Source organism: Planctomycetota bacterium (assembly GCA_038746835.1).
Lineage (GTDB): Bacteria > Planctomycetota > Phycisphaerae > Tepidisphaerales > Tepidisphaeraceae > JBCDKH01.
Map to the genome: position 1 here is coordinate 1 of JBCDKH010000067.1, position 16,295 is coordinate 16,295.

13 protein-coding genes are annotated in these 16,295 nt (G+C 65.5%); 5 read left to right on the forward strand and 8 right to left on the reverse strand.

The genetic code is table 11. The annotated features are described in order from the left end of the window. Window positions 1-485: hypothetical protein (locus AAGI46_08525; GenBank protein MEM1012252.1), on the reverse strand; the 485-nt coding region annotated here is incomplete at its 3' end. Between the two features lie 33 nt (window positions 486-518). On the opposite strand from AAGI46_08525, the gene AAGI46_08530 reads away from it, so the two are divergent. The 3 genes from AAGI46_08530 to carA are packed head-to-tail and all read left to right on the forward strand — an operon-like array spanning window position 519 to window position 3,697. Continuing rightward, entirely contained in the window at window positions 519-1,412 is an 894-nt protein-coding gene (locus AAGI46_08530; GenBank protein MEM1012253.1) for a prenyltransferase/squalene oxidase repeat-containing protein, read from the forward strand. Further along, window positions 1,409-2,539: an NPCBM/NEW2 domain-containing protein gene (locus tag AAGI46_08535; GenBank protein ID MEM1012254.1), complete on the forward strand. Its 1,131-nt coding sequence runs from the start codon at window positions 1,409-1,411 to the stop codon at window positions 2,537-2,539. The genes AAGI46_08530 and AAGI46_08535 overlap by 4 nt, the downstream gene beginning before the upstream one ends. A 30-nt stretch (window positions 2,540-2,569) precedes the next feature. Further along, window positions 2,570-3,697 carry a glutamine-hydrolyzing carbamoyl-phosphate synthase small subunit gene (gene carA, locus AAGI46_08540; protein MEM1012255.1) on the forward strand — a complete coding sequence of 376 codons (1,128 nt, stop codon included), beginning with the start codon at window positions 2,570-2,572 and terminating at the stop codon, window positions 3,695-3,697. A gap of 3 nt (window positions 3,698-3,700) precedes the next feature. On the opposite strand, the gene AAGI46_08545 is transcribed toward carA, so the two are convergent. The 7 genes from AAGI46_08545 to AAGI46_08575 form a co-directional block, all read right to left on the reverse strand. Beyond that, window positions 3,701-4,366, reverse strand: a complete 666-nt coding sequence (locus AAGI46_08545) for a Uma2 family endonuclease (protein MEM1012256.1) — start codon at window positions 4,364-4,366, stop codon at window positions 3,701-3,703. Between the two features lie 14 nt (window positions 4,367-4,380). Continuing rightward, window positions 4,381-5,511 carry a Gfo/Idh/MocA family oxidoreductase gene (locus AAGI46_08550; protein MEM1012257.1) on the reverse strand — a complete coding sequence of 377 codons (1,131 nt, stop codon included), beginning with the start codon at window positions 5,509-5,511 and terminating at the stop codon, window positions 4,381-4,383. Next, window positions 5,508-6,770, reverse strand: a complete 1,263-nt coding sequence (locus tag AAGI46_08555) for a DUF418 domain-containing protein (protein ID MEM1012258.1) — start codon at window positions 6,768-6,770, stop codon at window positions 5,508-5,510. Before AAGI46_08555 ends, AAGI46_08550 begins: the two co-directional genes overlap by 4 nt. A gap of 46 nt (window positions 6,771-6,816) precedes the next feature. Beyond that, window positions 6,817-7,293, reverse strand: a complete 477-nt coding sequence (locus AAGI46_08560) for a PilZ domain-containing protein (GenBank protein ID MEM1012259.1) — start codon at window positions 7,291-7,293, stop codon at window positions 6,817-6,819. A 61-nt stretch (window positions 7,294-7,354) separates the two neighbouring features. Then, window positions 7,355-8,314, reverse strand: a complete 960-nt coding sequence (locus AAGI46_08565; protein ID MEM1012260.1) for a prohibitin family protein — start codon at window positions 8,312-8,314, stop codon at window positions 7,355-7,357. Between the two features lie 61 nt (window positions 8,315-8,375). Next, on the reverse strand, window positions 8,376-11,765 hold the full coding sequence (locus AAGI46_08570) for a S41 family peptidase (GenBank protein MEM1012261.1): 3,390 nt from the start codon (window positions 11,763-11,765) through the stop codon (window positions 8,376-8,378). A 67-nt stretch (window positions 11,766-11,832) separates the two neighbouring features. Continuing rightward, entirely contained in the window at window positions 11,833-12,234 is a 402-nt protein-coding gene (locus AAGI46_08575; protein ID MEM1012262.1) for a PilZ domain-containing protein, read from the reverse strand. Window positions 12,235-12,386: 152 nt separating this feature from the next. Here AAGI46_08575 and AAGI46_08580 point away from each other — a divergent pair, with 152 nt between their 5' ends. Together AAGI46_08580 and AAGI46_08585 are read left to right on the forward strand one after the other, a co-directional pair. Next, entirely contained in the window at window positions 12,387-14,252 is a 1,866-nt protein-coding gene (locus AAGI46_08580) for a hypothetical protein (GenBank protein ID MEM1012263.1), read from the forward strand. A gap of 89 nt (window positions 14,253-14,341) precedes the next feature. Then, entirely contained in the window at window positions 14,342-16,204 is a 1,863-nt protein-coding gene (locus tag AAGI46_08585) for a calcium-binding protein (GenBank protein ID MEM1012264.1), read from the forward strand. Window positions 16,205-16,295 lie beyond the last annotated feature (91 nt).

A 16,295-nucleotide genomic window follows, 5' to 3' on the forward strand; every position in this document is an offset into this window, starting at 1 on the left:
ACCGGCTGGTACCGCCAGCCGCCCTGCGGGTTCTGGCTCTGCTCGATCAGCCGAACCGCGCGGCGTAGCGGCTCCTGGATTCGGTCGTCGCCGGTCATGCCGTAGACCTCGCCTAGCAGCAGCGTGGCAAAGCCGTGCTGGTACATGACGCCGCCCGAGCCAGCTCCGGCAAGCAGTCCGGACGGCTGTGCCTGCGAGATGACGCTGTCGACGGCTCGCTGGACGACGTCGCCGTACTCGCCACGGCCGGGGAGGTGGCCGGCAGACATGAAGGCGATTGCGCCGAGGCTGGTGATGGCGGTGCCCGTCGTGCCGATTGAGCCATCGGGTCGTTGCTGCTTGGCGAGCCAGGCCAATCCGCGATCGACGGCGGCCTGGCTGGCGGGCGTGATCTCGTCTCCGCGAACCTGCTCACGACCGGAGCCGATGCCTTCCGCGGGGACGGGCAATTCGGTCGCGGGTTGGGCAACGGCAACACCGTGCATTAAGCCGAATGACAGGCCGCCGTCGATCGCGGATTGGCCTGGCTCGCTAAGCAGCAACGACCCGATGGCTCAATCGGCACGACGGGCACCGCCATCACCAGCCTCGGCGCGATCGCGTTCATGTCCGCCGGTCATCTCCCCGGCCGGGGCGAGTACGGCGACGTCGTCCAGCGTGCCGTCGACAGCGTGATCTCTCAGGCTCAACCGTCCGGACTGCTGGCCGGAGCTGGCTCGGGCGGCGTCATGTACCAGCACGGCTTTGCCACGTTGCTGCTCGGCGAGGTCTACGGCATGACCGGCGACGACCGAATCCAAGAGCCGCTACGCCGGGCGGTCCGGCTGATCGAGCAGAGCCAGAACCCACAGGGTGGCTGGCGATACCAACCGGTGCCCGTCGACGCCGACGTCAGTGTCACGATTTGCCAGGTTATGGCCCTGCGTGCGGCACGCGACGCGGGCATCAAGGTCGAGCGACAGGTCATCGACGACGCCATCGAGTACGTCCGCCAATGCCAGAACGGTGACGGCGGCTTCAACTACATGCTCGGTGCCGGTCAGAACAGTGCCTTCCCGCGGTCGGCGGCTGGCGTCGCGACGCTCTACTACGCGGGCATCAGCGAAGGCGACGATGTCGATCGCGGCCTCGACTACCTGCTCGACTTCGTCCCGGGCAACCGCATCAACAGCCGGCGACACCACTACTTCTATGGCCAGTACTACGCCGCCCAAGCCATGTTCCTCGCCGGCGGCGACCACTGGGCGACGTGGTACCCAGCCATTCGCGAAGAGCTCATCAAGACCCAGCACGACAACGGCTCGTGGAGCGGCGATCACACCGTCGAGTACAGCACCGCCATGGCGCTCATCGTTCTTCAGATGCCCAATCGCTACCTGCCGGTCTTCAGCGGAAAGGGCCCGGGCTCGTGAAGCTCTTCTGGACGCTGGTCGCGCTCGTCTCACTCGCGACAACTGCCGCCGCGCAAGACGCACCGGAGTTCATCGCCCTCACGCTCGACGACGGAGCCCTTCAAGTCGGGCCAATCGAAGGCAACGACATTTCCTTCAGCAGTGACGGCAAGACCGATGTCCTGCTGGTCGAGCGGAGCGACGGTGCCGTCTTCGACGCGGCCGTACCGCACCTTTGGCTCGTCTCGACAACCTCTGGCGAACGCTTCGTTGGCAGGCTCGTTTCCGCCGATGATGCGGGCGTCAAACTGGCTGCCGAAGGCGTGGGCGTGCTGGAGTTGTCGCTCGACGAGATCGTCGCCATTTCGAAGGCGTCCGCCAGGATCGACTCGTCTCAGCAAGCGATCGATCGGCTCGTCCTCCGCAACGGCGACACGGCCGAGGGGTTTTTTGCCGGCCTTGACGACGAGGGCCGATTCCTACTGGACACGGACGCCGATCGCCTTGAGATCGAAGCCGACCGCGTGGCCGGCTTGGTCCTGGCCGAGGGAGCAGCGTCAGAGCCGAACGACGCGACCGTGGCCGTGTTGCTGACGGATCGATCCCTCATTCGGGCTCAGGAGTTCGAGCTCGCAGGCGATCGCTTCAGGCTCGTCTGGCAAGACCGAGTCATGGAGGGCCTGGCGAAGCGAGTCCTGGCGGTCGAGCCGCTCGGCATGCAGACCGTCTGGGTGGCGGACATGGAGCCGACGTCTGTCACACACGCACCCTTTTTCACCGCGACGCATCCGCCGCGCATCGGCCGTGGTCTCGCATCGTCTTTCGACGGCGATGATCTGCCGTCACGTTCTGTCACGCTGCGGCCGAGTTCGACGCTCACCTACGAGGTCCCCTCAGGCGTGACCCGACTCCGCGGCGGTGTCTCCATCCTGGCCGATGCGAGCCGGCCGTACGCCGATGTCGCCGTCCGCGTGGTCGTTGGCGACCGCATTGCATTCGAGCAGGAATCGCTCACGCCGGACGCGGGCGTCGTGCTGTTCGACGTCGACCTTGACGGGGCGGAGACGATTTCGCTGATCGTCGACTTCGGCGGCAACCTCGACGTTCAGGACGACGTCCTGTTTCTCCGGCCGATCCTGTTGCCGTAGCCGGCGAACTTGCCCGTATGCTCGCATTCGATGCCGGCCGACTCGACGCGTGCGACGCTTGCTCTGGAAGACGGCTGCGTCTTTACCGGCCGATCGTTTGGTGCAGCGGCCGATGCCGAGGGCGAAGTCGTCTTCAACACGTCGATGACGGGATATCAGGAGGTGCTGACCGACCCGAGCTACGCGGGGCAGATCGTCGTGATGACCGTGCCGCACGTCGGCAACGTCGGCGTGAATCCACGCGACCAGGAAAGCGACCGGCCACACGTTGCCGGCTTCATCGTCAAGGAGGCGTGCGATCGGCCGAGTAACTGGCGATCGCATCAGTCGCTCGGAGAGTACCTCGACGACTCGGGCATTCCCGGTTTGTCGGGCATCGACACCCGCGCCCTCGTTCGGCGACTCCGGTCTGCCGGAACGATGCGTGGCGTCCTAGCGATCGGTGATGTCGATTCGAGCCAACTCGTCGCCCGTGCACGCGCCGCCGCCGAGATGCGCGGAGCCGACTGGGTCTCGGCCGTCAAGCCGGACGCGTCGAGCACCTGGACCGAAGGCCGCGGCGACTGGGGGACGGCTGTCGTTTCCGGCCAAGGACTGCACGTCGTAGCGATCGATTGCGGTGCGAAGGACAACATCCTGCGCCACCTCGTCGATCGCGGTGTGAAGGTGACGGTCGTCCCGCCGGACGTGTCGGCCGACGACGTCCGAGCACTCGAGCCTGACGGCCTGTTCGTCTCCAACGGTCCCGGCGATCCAGCTGCGATCGAGTTCGCCGCAAAGCTCGTCGCCGAGCTCGTTCACACGCTCCCGACCTTCGGCATCTGCCTCGGCCACCAACTGCTCGGCCGAGCCATCGGTGCCGAGACCTACAAGCTCCCATTCGGCCACCGCGGCGGCAACCAGCCTGTCAAGGACCTGTCGACCGGCAAAGTCGAAATCACTAGCCAGAACCATGGCTTTGCCATCGATGCCGACAGCCTGAGGTCCGCCGGCGGCGAGGTGACGCATGTCAACCTCAACGACGGCACGATCGAGGGCTTCCGACTCCGCGACAAACCGGTATTCTGCGTCCAGTACCACCCCGAAGCCAGCCCCGGCCCACACGACGCGAGCTACCTCTTCGATCGCTTCGTCCAGATGATGCTAGAAACAAAGTGAGGGTCAAACGTCGAAAAGCGTGGCGACTTTCACTGAGAAGTTCGGAATCAGGTCGCCGGCATCGAGCTGATCCTCCGAGCCCAGCTCGCGACGTTGTTCAGCGGAGGTGTAGACGTGAACCGTCTTTGTTTCAGGGTAGAGCAACCACGCGAGCCGGCAGCCGCTGTCAAAGTACTCACTGAGCTTGATCGCCATCTCCTTCGCAGTGTTATCAGGACTGATGACCTCGACGGCCAGTGTCGGGGCCTCCCGCGGTGCGGCTTCCTGACGCTCTCGATCTCGGATGTCCTCTTCGGTCGTCCACGAGAAGTCGGGCATGCGGACGTTCTCGCTGCTCATCCGAACCATCCCGTCCGCTCCGGACATCTTGCCGCCGAGCTTCGCCGCTTTGATCGCATTCGCGAGGATGCGTCCGACCTCAAATCCAATCTCTGACTCTTTGCGGCCCATCGCTTTCTCCACGAGCGTCCTATCCACAAGCTCGACAAGCTGGTCGTTCCATCGCCCATCGATCTTCGCGTAGAACGAGTAGTCGACTGATCCGGGCTTCGGATCCACGATGATGCGATCAAGCGGAACTTCGCCAAGGCGGTGCCACAGCTCCGCGTTATTGCGGTAATGCTGCTGGGCCCGCTTTTGTGCGACCGGCGGTTCGTCCAAAACGGTCATGCCAACATTCTACCTCAATCCAGCTCACCGAACGGCCGGTCAGTCGGCATCGGGGCGGGGCGTTCGTAGCCGGCGTCGACGGTGTGGAACGTGCCGGACTCGGAGCTGTCGTGGAAGCCCTGCATCATGTCCAGGACCGTGAAGGCCTGTTCCAGCGAGCAGCGGTGCGGTCGGCCCTTCTGGATCGCCAGAGCCATGTCGAGCAGCCCAGCGCTTCGGCCGTAGCCGGTCGGATGGGTAAACGGCACCTCCTGCCAGTCAGCCGCGTTGGGTTTGCCGTCATCGCCGATCGACTCTCGCTTGAGGTAGACCTCCTTGTCGAACTGGTTCGGGTCGGGCACACGCATTGTCGCCTCGGTGCCATAGGCCACGAAGGGCTCGATCTGCGGCGCGTTTCGCATGGCGAAGCTCTGAATGATCGAGCCGACGACGCCGCTCTCGAACTCGATCGTGCCGCAGTAGTGGTCGGGCGTCTCGACCTGGATGGTCTTGCCGCGCTTGGGCTCGCTTGTGATCGTGCGTGTCGGGATGCCGATCGTCGTCATTCCCGCGACGCGGCGAACCGGGCCGAGCAAGTTGAGCAGGGCGGTCAGGTAGTACGGCCCCATGTCGAGCATCGGACCACCGCCGGGCTGGTAGTAGAACTCGGGCGACGGGTGCCACGTTTCGTGACCGCGCCCGACCAGAAATGCGTTGAACGCCGTGATCTCGCCGAGCGCACCGTCATCGATGAGCTTGCGTGCGGTCTGGATGCCAGCGCCCATGAACGTGTCCGGCGCGCAGCCGACGCGAAGTCCATCGCTGGCCGCGACACGATCGACAAGCTGCTTTGCGTCGGCGCGGTCGATGCCGAGAGGCTTTTCCATGTAGCAGTGCTTGCCATGATCGAGCGCCGCCTGGGCCACGTCGACGTGCGCTGCCGGGATCGTCAGGTTGAGCACGATGTCGACCGCGTCATGAGCGAGCAGCTCCTCGGTCGAGAGTGCGTTTGGCACCTCGTAGCGATCGGCCGTCGCCCTGGCGCGTTCCGCGTCAAGGTCGGCCACGGCGACGACCTCAAGGGCGTCGAGCTTCTGGCACATGTTGAAGTAGGCACCGCTGATGTTGCCGCACCCGACCACGCCGATCTTGGTTGCTTCGCTCATGGGGTCGAGCGTAGCCGCACAAGCCGGGCATAGGTCGCCGAACGCCAGAGCCACTCGACCGGGCCGAAGCGGAAAGCCTTGAGCCACAGGTAGCTCAGCGGCACCTGGACGAGCCAGATGCCCACGACCACGCCGATCTGCCCCGCGTAGCCAATCGTGCCAAAGTAGCCAAGACCCCATCCGCCGTAGAAGACGAAGGTCGCAACGACTGACTGGAACAGGTAGTTCGACAGTGCCGTCTTGCCGACGACGGCCAAGAGCGACAGCGCATTCTGCATTCGCAGCACGAGGCCCGCGATGCCGATCGCCGATGGCACCGCCAGGAGCGGTACAAGCGTCGTCGCGAGGAACATCCAGCGTCCGACCGGCCAGTCATCGCCCCAGTGCCAGTAGACCAGCGCGCCCGTGCCGCCCCAGCCGATCGCGAGGAGCACGACACACAGGGCGATGCTCGGGAGGCGTGTCGTGAAGAAGCCGCACTTCCAAAGCGCGATCCCGCCGAGCATCGATCCGAGCGTCGCCGGGCCGGCAAGGAAGAGGAGGAACGGCTGCATGATCGCCACGAGCCCGAGACGAGCCTGCAGCTGATCGGCATAGCCGCCTGTGAAGCCTTCGACTTCGGCCTCAACGGCGGCGTCTGTCATCAGCAAAACGTCAGCCGACGATGCGATGCTGTCGTCAAACTGAACCGCCAAAAGCGCGAGACCGAGAAAGAAGGCCGAAATCGCGACCGCCGTCAGGTGACCGACGACGGCAAGCAGCGCGAGCACCTTCGCGTTCAGACCACGCATCGAGAACGCGACGATGCCGATCAACGCGTAGTGGAACAGGATGTCGCCGAACCAGATGAGCAGCATGTGCGCCAGCCCGATCATGGCGAGGAGCGCCGTTCGCCTGAGAAACGTCGGCCAGACGGGCAGGCCTTGCTCCTCTCGCCGACGGCTCGCCAGGAGCAGCCCGACACCGAAGAGGCCGCTGAAGATCGTGATGAACTTGCCTTGAGCAAACGTCGTCGTGATCGCAAACGCCGCCTCGTCGATCGCAGAGTCTGCGAACGGGTAGATGTACGCATCCGAGATCATCCCGAACGTCCGGATGTTGAGCAGCAGAATGCCGAGCAAGGCAACGCCGCGAACGACGTCGATGCCGACGACGCGATCAGCCTGGGGTACCGGACCGACTTCGACGGCGGGAACAACTGGCTGGTAGCCAAGCGTCCCGGCATTCTGAGCATCGTCTGGTGGTTGAGGGGACGTCATTACGCGGAGTGCCGGGGCGGCGGCACAGCGTAAGCAGCACGCCCCATCACGCGATGAGTCGCGGACGTGGATTGTCACACCTCACGAGGTCGCAGAGCGACGCCGACCAGTCGACGCCCGCGTCGCATCCGACCGCAAATCCGTCCTGCAACGCGTGCGACCAGCGGGCAGTGCACAAGAGCTCAATGGCCTGCTCACCTGCGCGGTGCAGCGTCAAGTGCAGCCGTGTCGAGGGGGCAACGTCGACCGGGAGCGCGAGCGACAGGCCTTCTTCGGAAACATCTCGTAGCCGGCCCTGCACGATCTTGCCCATGCGTGCCGGGCCGATGTCGCGGGCTTCGACGATCACGCCTTGCTTGGGTGCTGACCGGCCGAGCGTGCGACGCTCCAGTGCGAGGCTCAGGGCCGCGTCGCGGTCGTGCTCGAGGCACTGCTGCAGACGCCGCACCTCCCGCCGTGTGAGCGTCGAGCCAGGCGGCACGGGTGCCCGTCGTGGCCAGAGGTTTTCCGGGATGAGACGCACGGTCGAACCGTGCATCGACCCGGCGCGAAGCAAGCGACCGGCAAACCGCCGCCGCTCGGTCTTATCGGCCAGCCTGAGCGTTCCCGGCGGAGGACTGCATCAGCGGCTCACCGAGGTTCATGAGCGGCAGCGGCATGGGGCTGTCGCTGTTCATGAAGTAAAGCTTGGCCGCCTCGTCCTTGCTCATCTCCTGCAAGGCCTTAAGGGCTTCGAGCTGGATGTACGCCGGGTTCTGAGCGATCGCATCGTTAATCGCAGTGATCTCATAGGCCTGGGCGTCGGCGAGGAGCTTTCGCTTCTCGGCCTCCTGCTCGGCAGCCTCACGGGCGGCTTTGGCCTGCTCAACCTGCGTTTGGGCGTTGACTTTCGCCTGCTCCAATTCCGCTGCAGCCTGCTCGATCTTCTGCTCGGCCTGCTTTTTAAGTTCGACGTTCGCCAGGATCGCCTTTGGCAGGCGGAAGTCACGTAGGAGTACAGCCTGCACCTCGATGCCCTTCGGCTCTAGGTAGTCGATGAGCCGGGACTGAATGTCTCGGGTCAGGCGTTCCTGCGTCTCCGCTTGGAAAAACTCTTCGGCCTTGTCGACCGTCTTGCCTTGCTCGCGGACAAGGCTGCGCAACTTCGGGATGATGTGGGTATCCAAGGCATTCTGTGGCGTCCCGATCGTGCTCTTCATCATCGCAGCCCGATCTGGCATGACACGATAAACGACGCTGACGTCGATTTCGGTCGTCAGCTGGTCCCGGCTCGGCACGCTGGCCACCTCCTTGTGCTCCTTGTCACGAACGTCGTACTCCGTCCATGAGAGCAGCGGATTGACCGGGAACTGAAGCCCAGGCTGATACTCGGTCTCCTCCACGTCACCGAACAACGTCGCCACGCCAACGTGCCCAGCCGGGATGCTCTTAAAGAAGAAAGTCGAAAGGAAGATCAACGCGCCCAGCACGACGATGACGACGATGCTGAGCTTCCCTTTGGCGGTGAGCTGACCCTGCGGTGTGATGAAGCCTTCGCTGGACATGGATCACTCTACGGCGTTGGTGATGGTTGTGGTGCAGCCGGCTCCCCAACGCGGGAAGGGTTCAACGCCGGGCCTCGGCTTCGGTGGCGTCGAGCCGCTGCAGCAGATCGGTTACCGCGGCTTCCAGCTGCTCGTCGCGTCCGGCGGCCTCGGCTTCGGGGGTCTGCGGGACCAGCAGGTCCGGCACGGCGCCGTTGTTCTCCATGTCGGAGCCGTCGGGCAGGTACCAGCCGCGAAAGGGCAGGCGAACGCGGGTGCCGTCGACGAGCCGGAAGCTGCCGGTTGAGATCACGCCGCCAGCCGTCTCCTGGCCAACGAGCGTGCCCCGGCCGAGGTTCTTGAAGGCGTGGCTGATGATCTCGGCGTTGCTGAACGACTTCTCGTTGGCCAGCATGTTGATCGGGAGGTCGTATCGCTGGATGAACAGACGGTCCTGCGGGTAGCCACCCTTGTCCATGCCGACTCGATCGGACTCGACGCTGTCACGCATGCCGCGCGGGATCGTGTACGCGTGGCGCGGGTACATGATCGATGCGAGCAGGCGGTCCGTCGTCCAGCCGCCGCCGTTATTGCGGACGTCGATGACGAGCCCGTCCTTGCCGGCGGCCGCGGCGTAGAGGTCGCGCTCGAAGACGTCGAGGCTGGCCTGGTTCATGCCGCGGACGTGGATGTAGCCGAGGCGTCCTCCCGACAGCTCCTCGACCTTGCCGGCATTGTCGAGACGCCAAGCGTCGTAGGTGAGGCTGGTGAGTTGGCCGTAGCTGACGGGCGTCAGCAGCAGGTCCACCGCTCCGCCGTCGCGCTGGACCGTGACGACCGTCTCTCGGCCGACGCGATCGACAAGTTGCTGCGGCAACGGCAGGCCGGTGTCGACCGGCTCGAACTCGATGGCGGAGATGATGTCGCCGATCTCAAGCTTGAAATCGCCGACGCCAGCCGGCCCAGTCGCGAGGACGTCGGTCACCTCGAAGCCGTCGTCAACGACGTCGGTGCGCACGCCGAGCTGCCCGAATCGGCGTGCCGTTGGATTGAACGTGCCCGGCGCGGTGACACCGAGGTGGGACGCGTTGAGCTCACCAAGAAGCTTGTTGCCCACCGTTTCGAACTCGTCGCCGGTCCGCGTAAGGCGGGCCAGCTGCGCGTAGCGATCCGTCAAGGCGGGCCAGTCCAGGCCCTTCATCGTCGGGTGGTAGAAGAGCATGCCGAGCGTCGCGGCCAGCTCGCGGAACTTCTGCTCCTGCTCGTCGGCGACGTTGACGGCCAGTCGGTCACTGATCGTGTAGGTCTCGCGTGATCGGCCACTCTGACTGATCGAGCCGGGACGGCCAGAAGCCAAGAGGGCGAGGGTGTCCCCGTCGGCGGTGAAGTTGCCGAAACCGGCTGACGAGCCGATGTCGTCCGATCCGCCATCCCACGGCTGACGCATGAGCCGGCCGTTGCTGATGTAGAAGATGGCGGTCGCGTCGGGCACCATCGTGACGGCGAATTCGTTGCCCGACTCGCGCGTCAGGCGGCGAAGTCGGAGGTAGGCCGTGTCGAGTTCGAGCTCGTCGAACGGCGCGACCTCTTCGGACGGCAGGCTCGACGCCAGGTCGCCCAGAATGTTGTCGCCGAGCTTCGAAAGTGCCTCGCCGAGCTTCTTGAAGTCGAGCTTGGCCGGCTGTGTGGTCGGCTGCTCTGGCGTCGGGTCGGCGACGAGTGGCGAGACAGTCCCGCGCCGCTCTGCGAAGGCAGGAACCTCCGGAATCGGGTGCCCCAAGATCGACTCGTCGTAGTACGCCTGCAACTCTGCCGGTGCGAGGGCTTCGAGCTCTTCGTCGAGGTAGACCTGCCAGACGTCGAACTCTTCGGCGATGCGTTCGCTGCTGAAGGTCAGCACGCGACCGTCTGCCGAGAGGCTGAAGCTGTAATCGTTGTCGGGGTGACGCGTGAGATTGACCTGCCGCGTGCCGTCGACCTTCATCGCCCAGACGTCGCTGTTGAAGTCGGCGTCCTCGGTTCGCACGACGAGCCACTGGCCGTCCGGTGCCCAGGCGTAGTTCAGATCCGCGTCCCAGCCGTCGTACACGAGGGTCTCTCGACCGCTGCGCAGGTTCAAAACGACTAGGTCGCCCAAGCCCTTGTGAAGCGCGAGTCGCCGACCGTCGAGCGAGGGCGTCGGGTCGCGATACGAAACGTCACCCTCGGTGACGGCTTCGACGTGGAACGCGAGTGCCGTCGGCCACTTCTCGGGGTCGGGCGCAGGGCGTTCGGCCAGTGCCGGGCGTGTCGTGGCGGCTTTGGTTTCCAGGACGTCCGCACGCGACCGCCGAACGGTGGCGGCCATGACGTGCATGGTGTCGCCGAGCATGCGGGTGAAATAGAGCGTCCCGCCGTCCGGGCTCCACGCAACGTCGCTGTGCCGGCCGGGCAGCTCCGACACACGCCGCGCGACCGCGTTGTCGTCGGTGCCGCGGACGTAGACCTGGCCGTACGACACGCTGGCGACAGTCTTGCCGTCGGGCGAGAGCGCGACGTCGGTCGCCTCGCCACCGACGTCGACGAGCTTGGCCGCCGCGGCGTCCTGCGATGCGGTGATTTCGACCGGCACGGGCTCGCCGTCGCCTTCGAGGTCGAGCGTGTAGAGCGTGTCCCACTTGGCAAAGACGACCCGTCGGCCGTCGGGCGTTACGTCGAACTCGTCGACGTCCGCATCCGTGAAGCTCGTCAGGGCTTCGATTCTGCCCGTGTTGGCGTTGCCGACGAAGAGGTTGACGGTCCTGTCGTTGCGGTCGCTGGTGAAGAGGAACAGGCCGTCGGGCAGCCACATCGGTCGGGCGTCGTTGCCGCGGCGTTCGGTGAGCTGCGTGAACTGTTCGTCGGCGTTGGGGTCGTAGAGCCAGATGTCGCGCGTGTCGGGTCCGCGGCTGTGGCGACGCGTGAGGCGTTCGTTCCCGCGGACAAACAGAACGCGATCGCCACCGATCTCCTTGGCCGGCGATCGGCCGAAGGCGTCGTGGACTCGCTCCGGCACGCCAGATTCCGCTCCCACGACATACGGCCGGGGGTTTCGGTAGACGTCGGGCTCGAGATAGCCGGTAAAGTAGAGCTGGCCGTCGTCGCCGAAGTCGTACATGAGGGACGCGCGGTCGAGCAGGAGCCGTTCCCGCACGTTGGTGCCCTCGGGCGTCATCGTGAAGAGCCCAGACACGCCGGCACGGTTGCTGGTGAAGGCGATGGTCTCGCCGTCGTGGCTGAACCGCGGCAGGCGATCGTCGGCCGGGTGATTCGTCAGACGACGGGCCGCGCCACCCTCTGCCGGCACGGTCCAGAGGTCGCCGGCCCAGGCGAAGACGATCGTCTGGCCATCCGGACTGATCGTCGGATGAGCCGGCAGCGGTACCTCGGCGGCCCGCGTGGCGGGCACAACGGCGGCGGCGAGAAGCAAGGACAGCACGGTTCGGAGCGACATCGCTCGCCAGCATGGCGAAAAGTCGCTCGGGTTGCACCGCCGGTTTTTCGAACGTCAGAAGATCGCGCTAGTAGAACTCGCCGCCGACATCGAAATTGCCGTCGTCTCGGGGCGTGCACGACGCGATGCGAATCCGCGTGCTGAGCCGCATCGGGCCGCGATTGACCATGATCCAATGGTCTGCGCCGATGCGATAAGCCCTGTCGCTGGTGAACCCGGCTCCGTGGAGCGACAGGTCGCGAAGGGTCACATGGCGACCGGTCGTCTGGCTCTGGCCGACTGGGCCGCTGATCCAGCCGGCAATGGCAGCCTCGGCACGGTAGCTGCGACGGCGCTCGGCCTCGGTCAGACGCAGTTCGGGAACTTCCAGCGGCGTCTGATCGAGCTTCCGCGCAGCCGAGCCCTCGAACGCGTCGGGCGGCGGAACGGTGCTGGTGGTGGTCGTTGCCTCGGCCATCACGAGTGGCATCGGCCGATCGTGCAGGCGACTTGGGTCCGAAAGTCGATCGGGATTGGCGGCGACTGGGGCCGTGCGTCGACAGGTGTCGATATTGCGACCAACAGCAGCCGGGGATACGGTCAGCGACCATTCCTCGTTCCGCCCGTCCCGCCAGCCTCGTCATGCCCATCGACCTCCGCCGTCCACCTCACGCCGAGGCCCTCGAACGCCGCCGGCTCCTCGACGCAACGTTCGACGCCGAAGCTGACATTCTGAGGATTACGGGCAACATTTCCGATAACCGGATCGAGTTCGAGGACGTTTCGGCGGCTGAAGACGGCTCGCCGTCACAGTTCATCGTGCGCCAGCAGCAGGGCGGCTCGCTCGAAGAGGTCTTCGGGCCCTTCAACGCGGCCGACATTCGACTCGTCGAAATCACGACGTCGTCCGGCAATGACCTGATCATCGTCGGCAATCGCGTCGGTGTCGCCGTCGACGTCAACAGCGGTGCCGGCAGCGACTCGATCAGCGGCGGACGCTTTTCCGACACCATCGTCGCGGGCAATGGCGACGACTACGTCTTCGGCGGCGGTGGGAACGACCTGCTGACCGGCGGTGCCGGGGCCGACACGATCCTGGGCGGCGAGGGCGACCGCGACACGGTCGACTACTCGGCCAACAGCCAGTTCCAGGCCATCAACGTCTCGCTCGACCTCACCGCCAACGACGGCACGGGCGGCGAAAACGACCTTGTCGGCATCGACATCGAACAGGTCGTCGGCGGCTCCGGCTCGGACGTCATCAGTGCGTCGACACGACCTGTGCTCGACATCGTCGACGGCATTGCCACCGTTCGGCCTCCGGTTCGCTTTTTCGGCGGACCTGGAAACGACTCGCTCACCGGTGCAGACCTCGACCAGAGCACCGTCGACGACGCCGCTGCGCTCGCCGGCGTCCTGCCGCCGACCGTGGGCGACATCCAGGACATCCTTGTCGGCGATTCCGGCCAAGACCTCCTCGTCGGCGGACGCGGCAACGACGTGCTCATCGACACCGATGCCGAGTCCGACCAGCTCACCGGCGGCCTCGGCAACGACACGCTCGTCGGCGACGACAACGATCAGTTGCTCGAAGGTGAGCTCGTTCTCGCCCCAGGCCAAACCAGCGTCCTGACACCCGACGACGACGGCGATCGCAGCCAGCTCGACGACGACAACCTCCTCCTCGTCACCGGCACCGAGGGCGACGATCGCATCATCCTCACCGTCGTCACACGCGACCTTGGCGGCACCCGACCGGTCAACTTCCTCCAGGTCGCCGTCCGACCCGTCGGCGGCGTTGCGACGCAGCGCGAGTTCCCCCTCGAACCCGGTGCCGGCGGACCTGAAGATCGCCCGACAGGCTTTGCCATAAACGGCCTGGGCGGCGACGACCTGATCTACGTTGCACCGGCGCTCGTCGAATCGGAAGACCCCGACGACCTGATCGTGCTGCAAGGCTCGATCGAAGGCGGGGACGGCGACGACACACTCTTCGGCGGCGAGGGCGACGACTTCCTCGACGGCGGCGAGGGCGACAACTTCCTCTTCGCCAGCTTCGGCAACGACACGCTCAAGGCCGGATTCGGGACCGACTACTTCTCAGGCTTTGCCGGCTTCGACCGGATCGACTACTCCGACCGCTCGTCTGCCGAGGCGATTCGTGTCGGCCTGGGCGCGCTCTTCGACGACGGCATCTACGCCAACGAGAACGACAACGTCCGATCCGACATCGAAGAGCTCGTCGCAACGGACGGCCGAGACCTGATCTCGACCGAAGGCGGCGCAGGCGTTCAGTTCTTCGGACAGGGCGGTGCCGACACACTCCTCGGCTCCAACGCGGCCGACACGCTCGTCGGCGGATTGGGCCAGGACTCGCTGTTCGGGTTCAACGGCAACGACTTCTTCATCGCACTCGACGGCGAGCGTGACGACCTCTTCGGCGGATTCGGCAACGATGACGGCAGCTTTGACTCCTTCGACGCGATCGACTTTGGCTCGGACGGCTAAGCGAATCGGCCGATACACAGGTCTCAACCCATCGCCGCCGGCTGTCGCCACGACAGCCGGCGTTGCCTTACCAGACCTTCCCTGCCAACATGAGCCGCATGATCCGACCAACCCGTCGCAAAGCGTTGAATCGAGCCGTTCGCCCTCTCTTCGCCGAGCAGCTCGAACCCCGAAGGCTCCTCACCGTCGCGTTTGACAGTGCCACGGGTGTCCTGACCGTCACCACCGGCTCGACCGACGACATCATTCAGTTCGAGGCCATCGGTAACGCCGACGGCATCACCGGCTTCCGCGTCTTCGAGAGCACCGCCGGCGCGCCGCTGGCTGGCACGAGCAAGCAGGACTTCATCGATTACATCGATGCCGGGATCAACGAGGTCACCAGTGCCGACTTCACCGTCGCAGCCGCGGGCGAAGTGCCCGGGACGGACGACGTTCGACGGGTCTTCATCGAGACCAACCTCGGCGACGACCTGATCATCGCTGGCCAGAACCTGCCCGTCCCGATCGAGGTCAATTCCGGCGGCGGCGACGACACCGTCAGCGGTGGCCCGCGGGCGGACACCATCCTCACCGAGGACGGCAACGACTCCATCTTCGGCGGTGAAGGCGACGACGTCATCACCGGTGGCGCAAACGACGACATCTTCGTCGGCGGGGCTGGAAACGACAGCGTCGACTACCGCAATCGCACGGACGGCGTCACCATCACCGTCGACGGCGTTGCCAACGACGGCGACCTCGTCGACGGCGAGGCTGACCTCGTCTCGGACGACATCGAAACCATCGTCGGCGGAACCGGAGATGACTTCCTCCAGGGCGGCAGCATCGGCAGCGGCGTCGCACTCATCGGCAACGCCGGCAACGACACACTCGAAGGCGGCGACGGCGACGACACACTCGTTGGCGGCACCGGCACCGACAGCCTCTCCGGCAACGCCGGTCAAGACGTCATCTTCGCCACCGACGGCGAGGCCGACATTGTTGACGCCGACGACAACGACGGCGGAAACAACGACGTGGGCGAAGCTGGCGAGGACTTCGTCCTCGGCGACGCTTCAGCGCTTGACACCTTCACCGGTTCCACCAACGAGTTCGTCGCAGACGAGACGCTTTCGGGCCTCTCGCCTTCGCTCGACGACATCGAAGACGGCGACGCCGACATCGACGGCGGGACGCTGCGACTCACGGGCACCGGCGGCGATGACCGCATCGAAATCTTCGCCTTCGCGGACGGCCGAGTCTTTGCCACGATCCGCTCGCTCGACGGGGCAACGACCACCGGCACCATCTCGACCGAACTCGCTGACGTCGACGCCGTCGTGGCAGTCGGGCTCGGCGGCAACGATCGCATCGTCGCGGCCGGACTCGGCAATGTGCCGATCACGTTTGACGGCGGTGACGGCGACGACACGCTTGTCGGCTCCAGCGGCAGCGACACGCTTCTTGGCGGAAGTTCCGGCTCGCCTGATGACGAGCAAACCGGCGGCGATGACTTCCTGTTTGGCAGCGTCGGCAACGATGTCTTGCTCGCAGGCTTCGGCGCCGACTACGTCGCGGGCGGCCTCGGCACCGACCAGGTGAGCTACGCCAGCCGCGGCGAACCGATCGTCGTCGGCCTGGGCGTGCTCGCCGATGACGGTGCCGACGAAGAGGGCGACGACATCCAGACCGACGTCGAAATCGTCATCGGCGGCAACGGCAACGACCGCCTGTCGACCATCAGCGACCTCGACGTGCGCCTCTTCGGTGGCCCGGGCAACGACACGCTCACCGGCGGCTCCGGCAACGACATCTTCCAGGGCGACGCCGGGAACGACCAGATGTTCGGCCTCGCCGGGAACGACACGTTCTTCGCCGACGACAACGAAGCCGACACCCTCAACGGCGGCACCGGCACCGACACCGCAGCCTCCTCCGACGGACTCGACACGCTGATTTCCATCGAGTGATGCCAGCGACGCCAGCTTGGTTGTGAGACTCACAACCCGCTGGAAATCCCACTGCAGAACGAGCAGGTAGCCGCCCGCGTCAGCGGGCGCG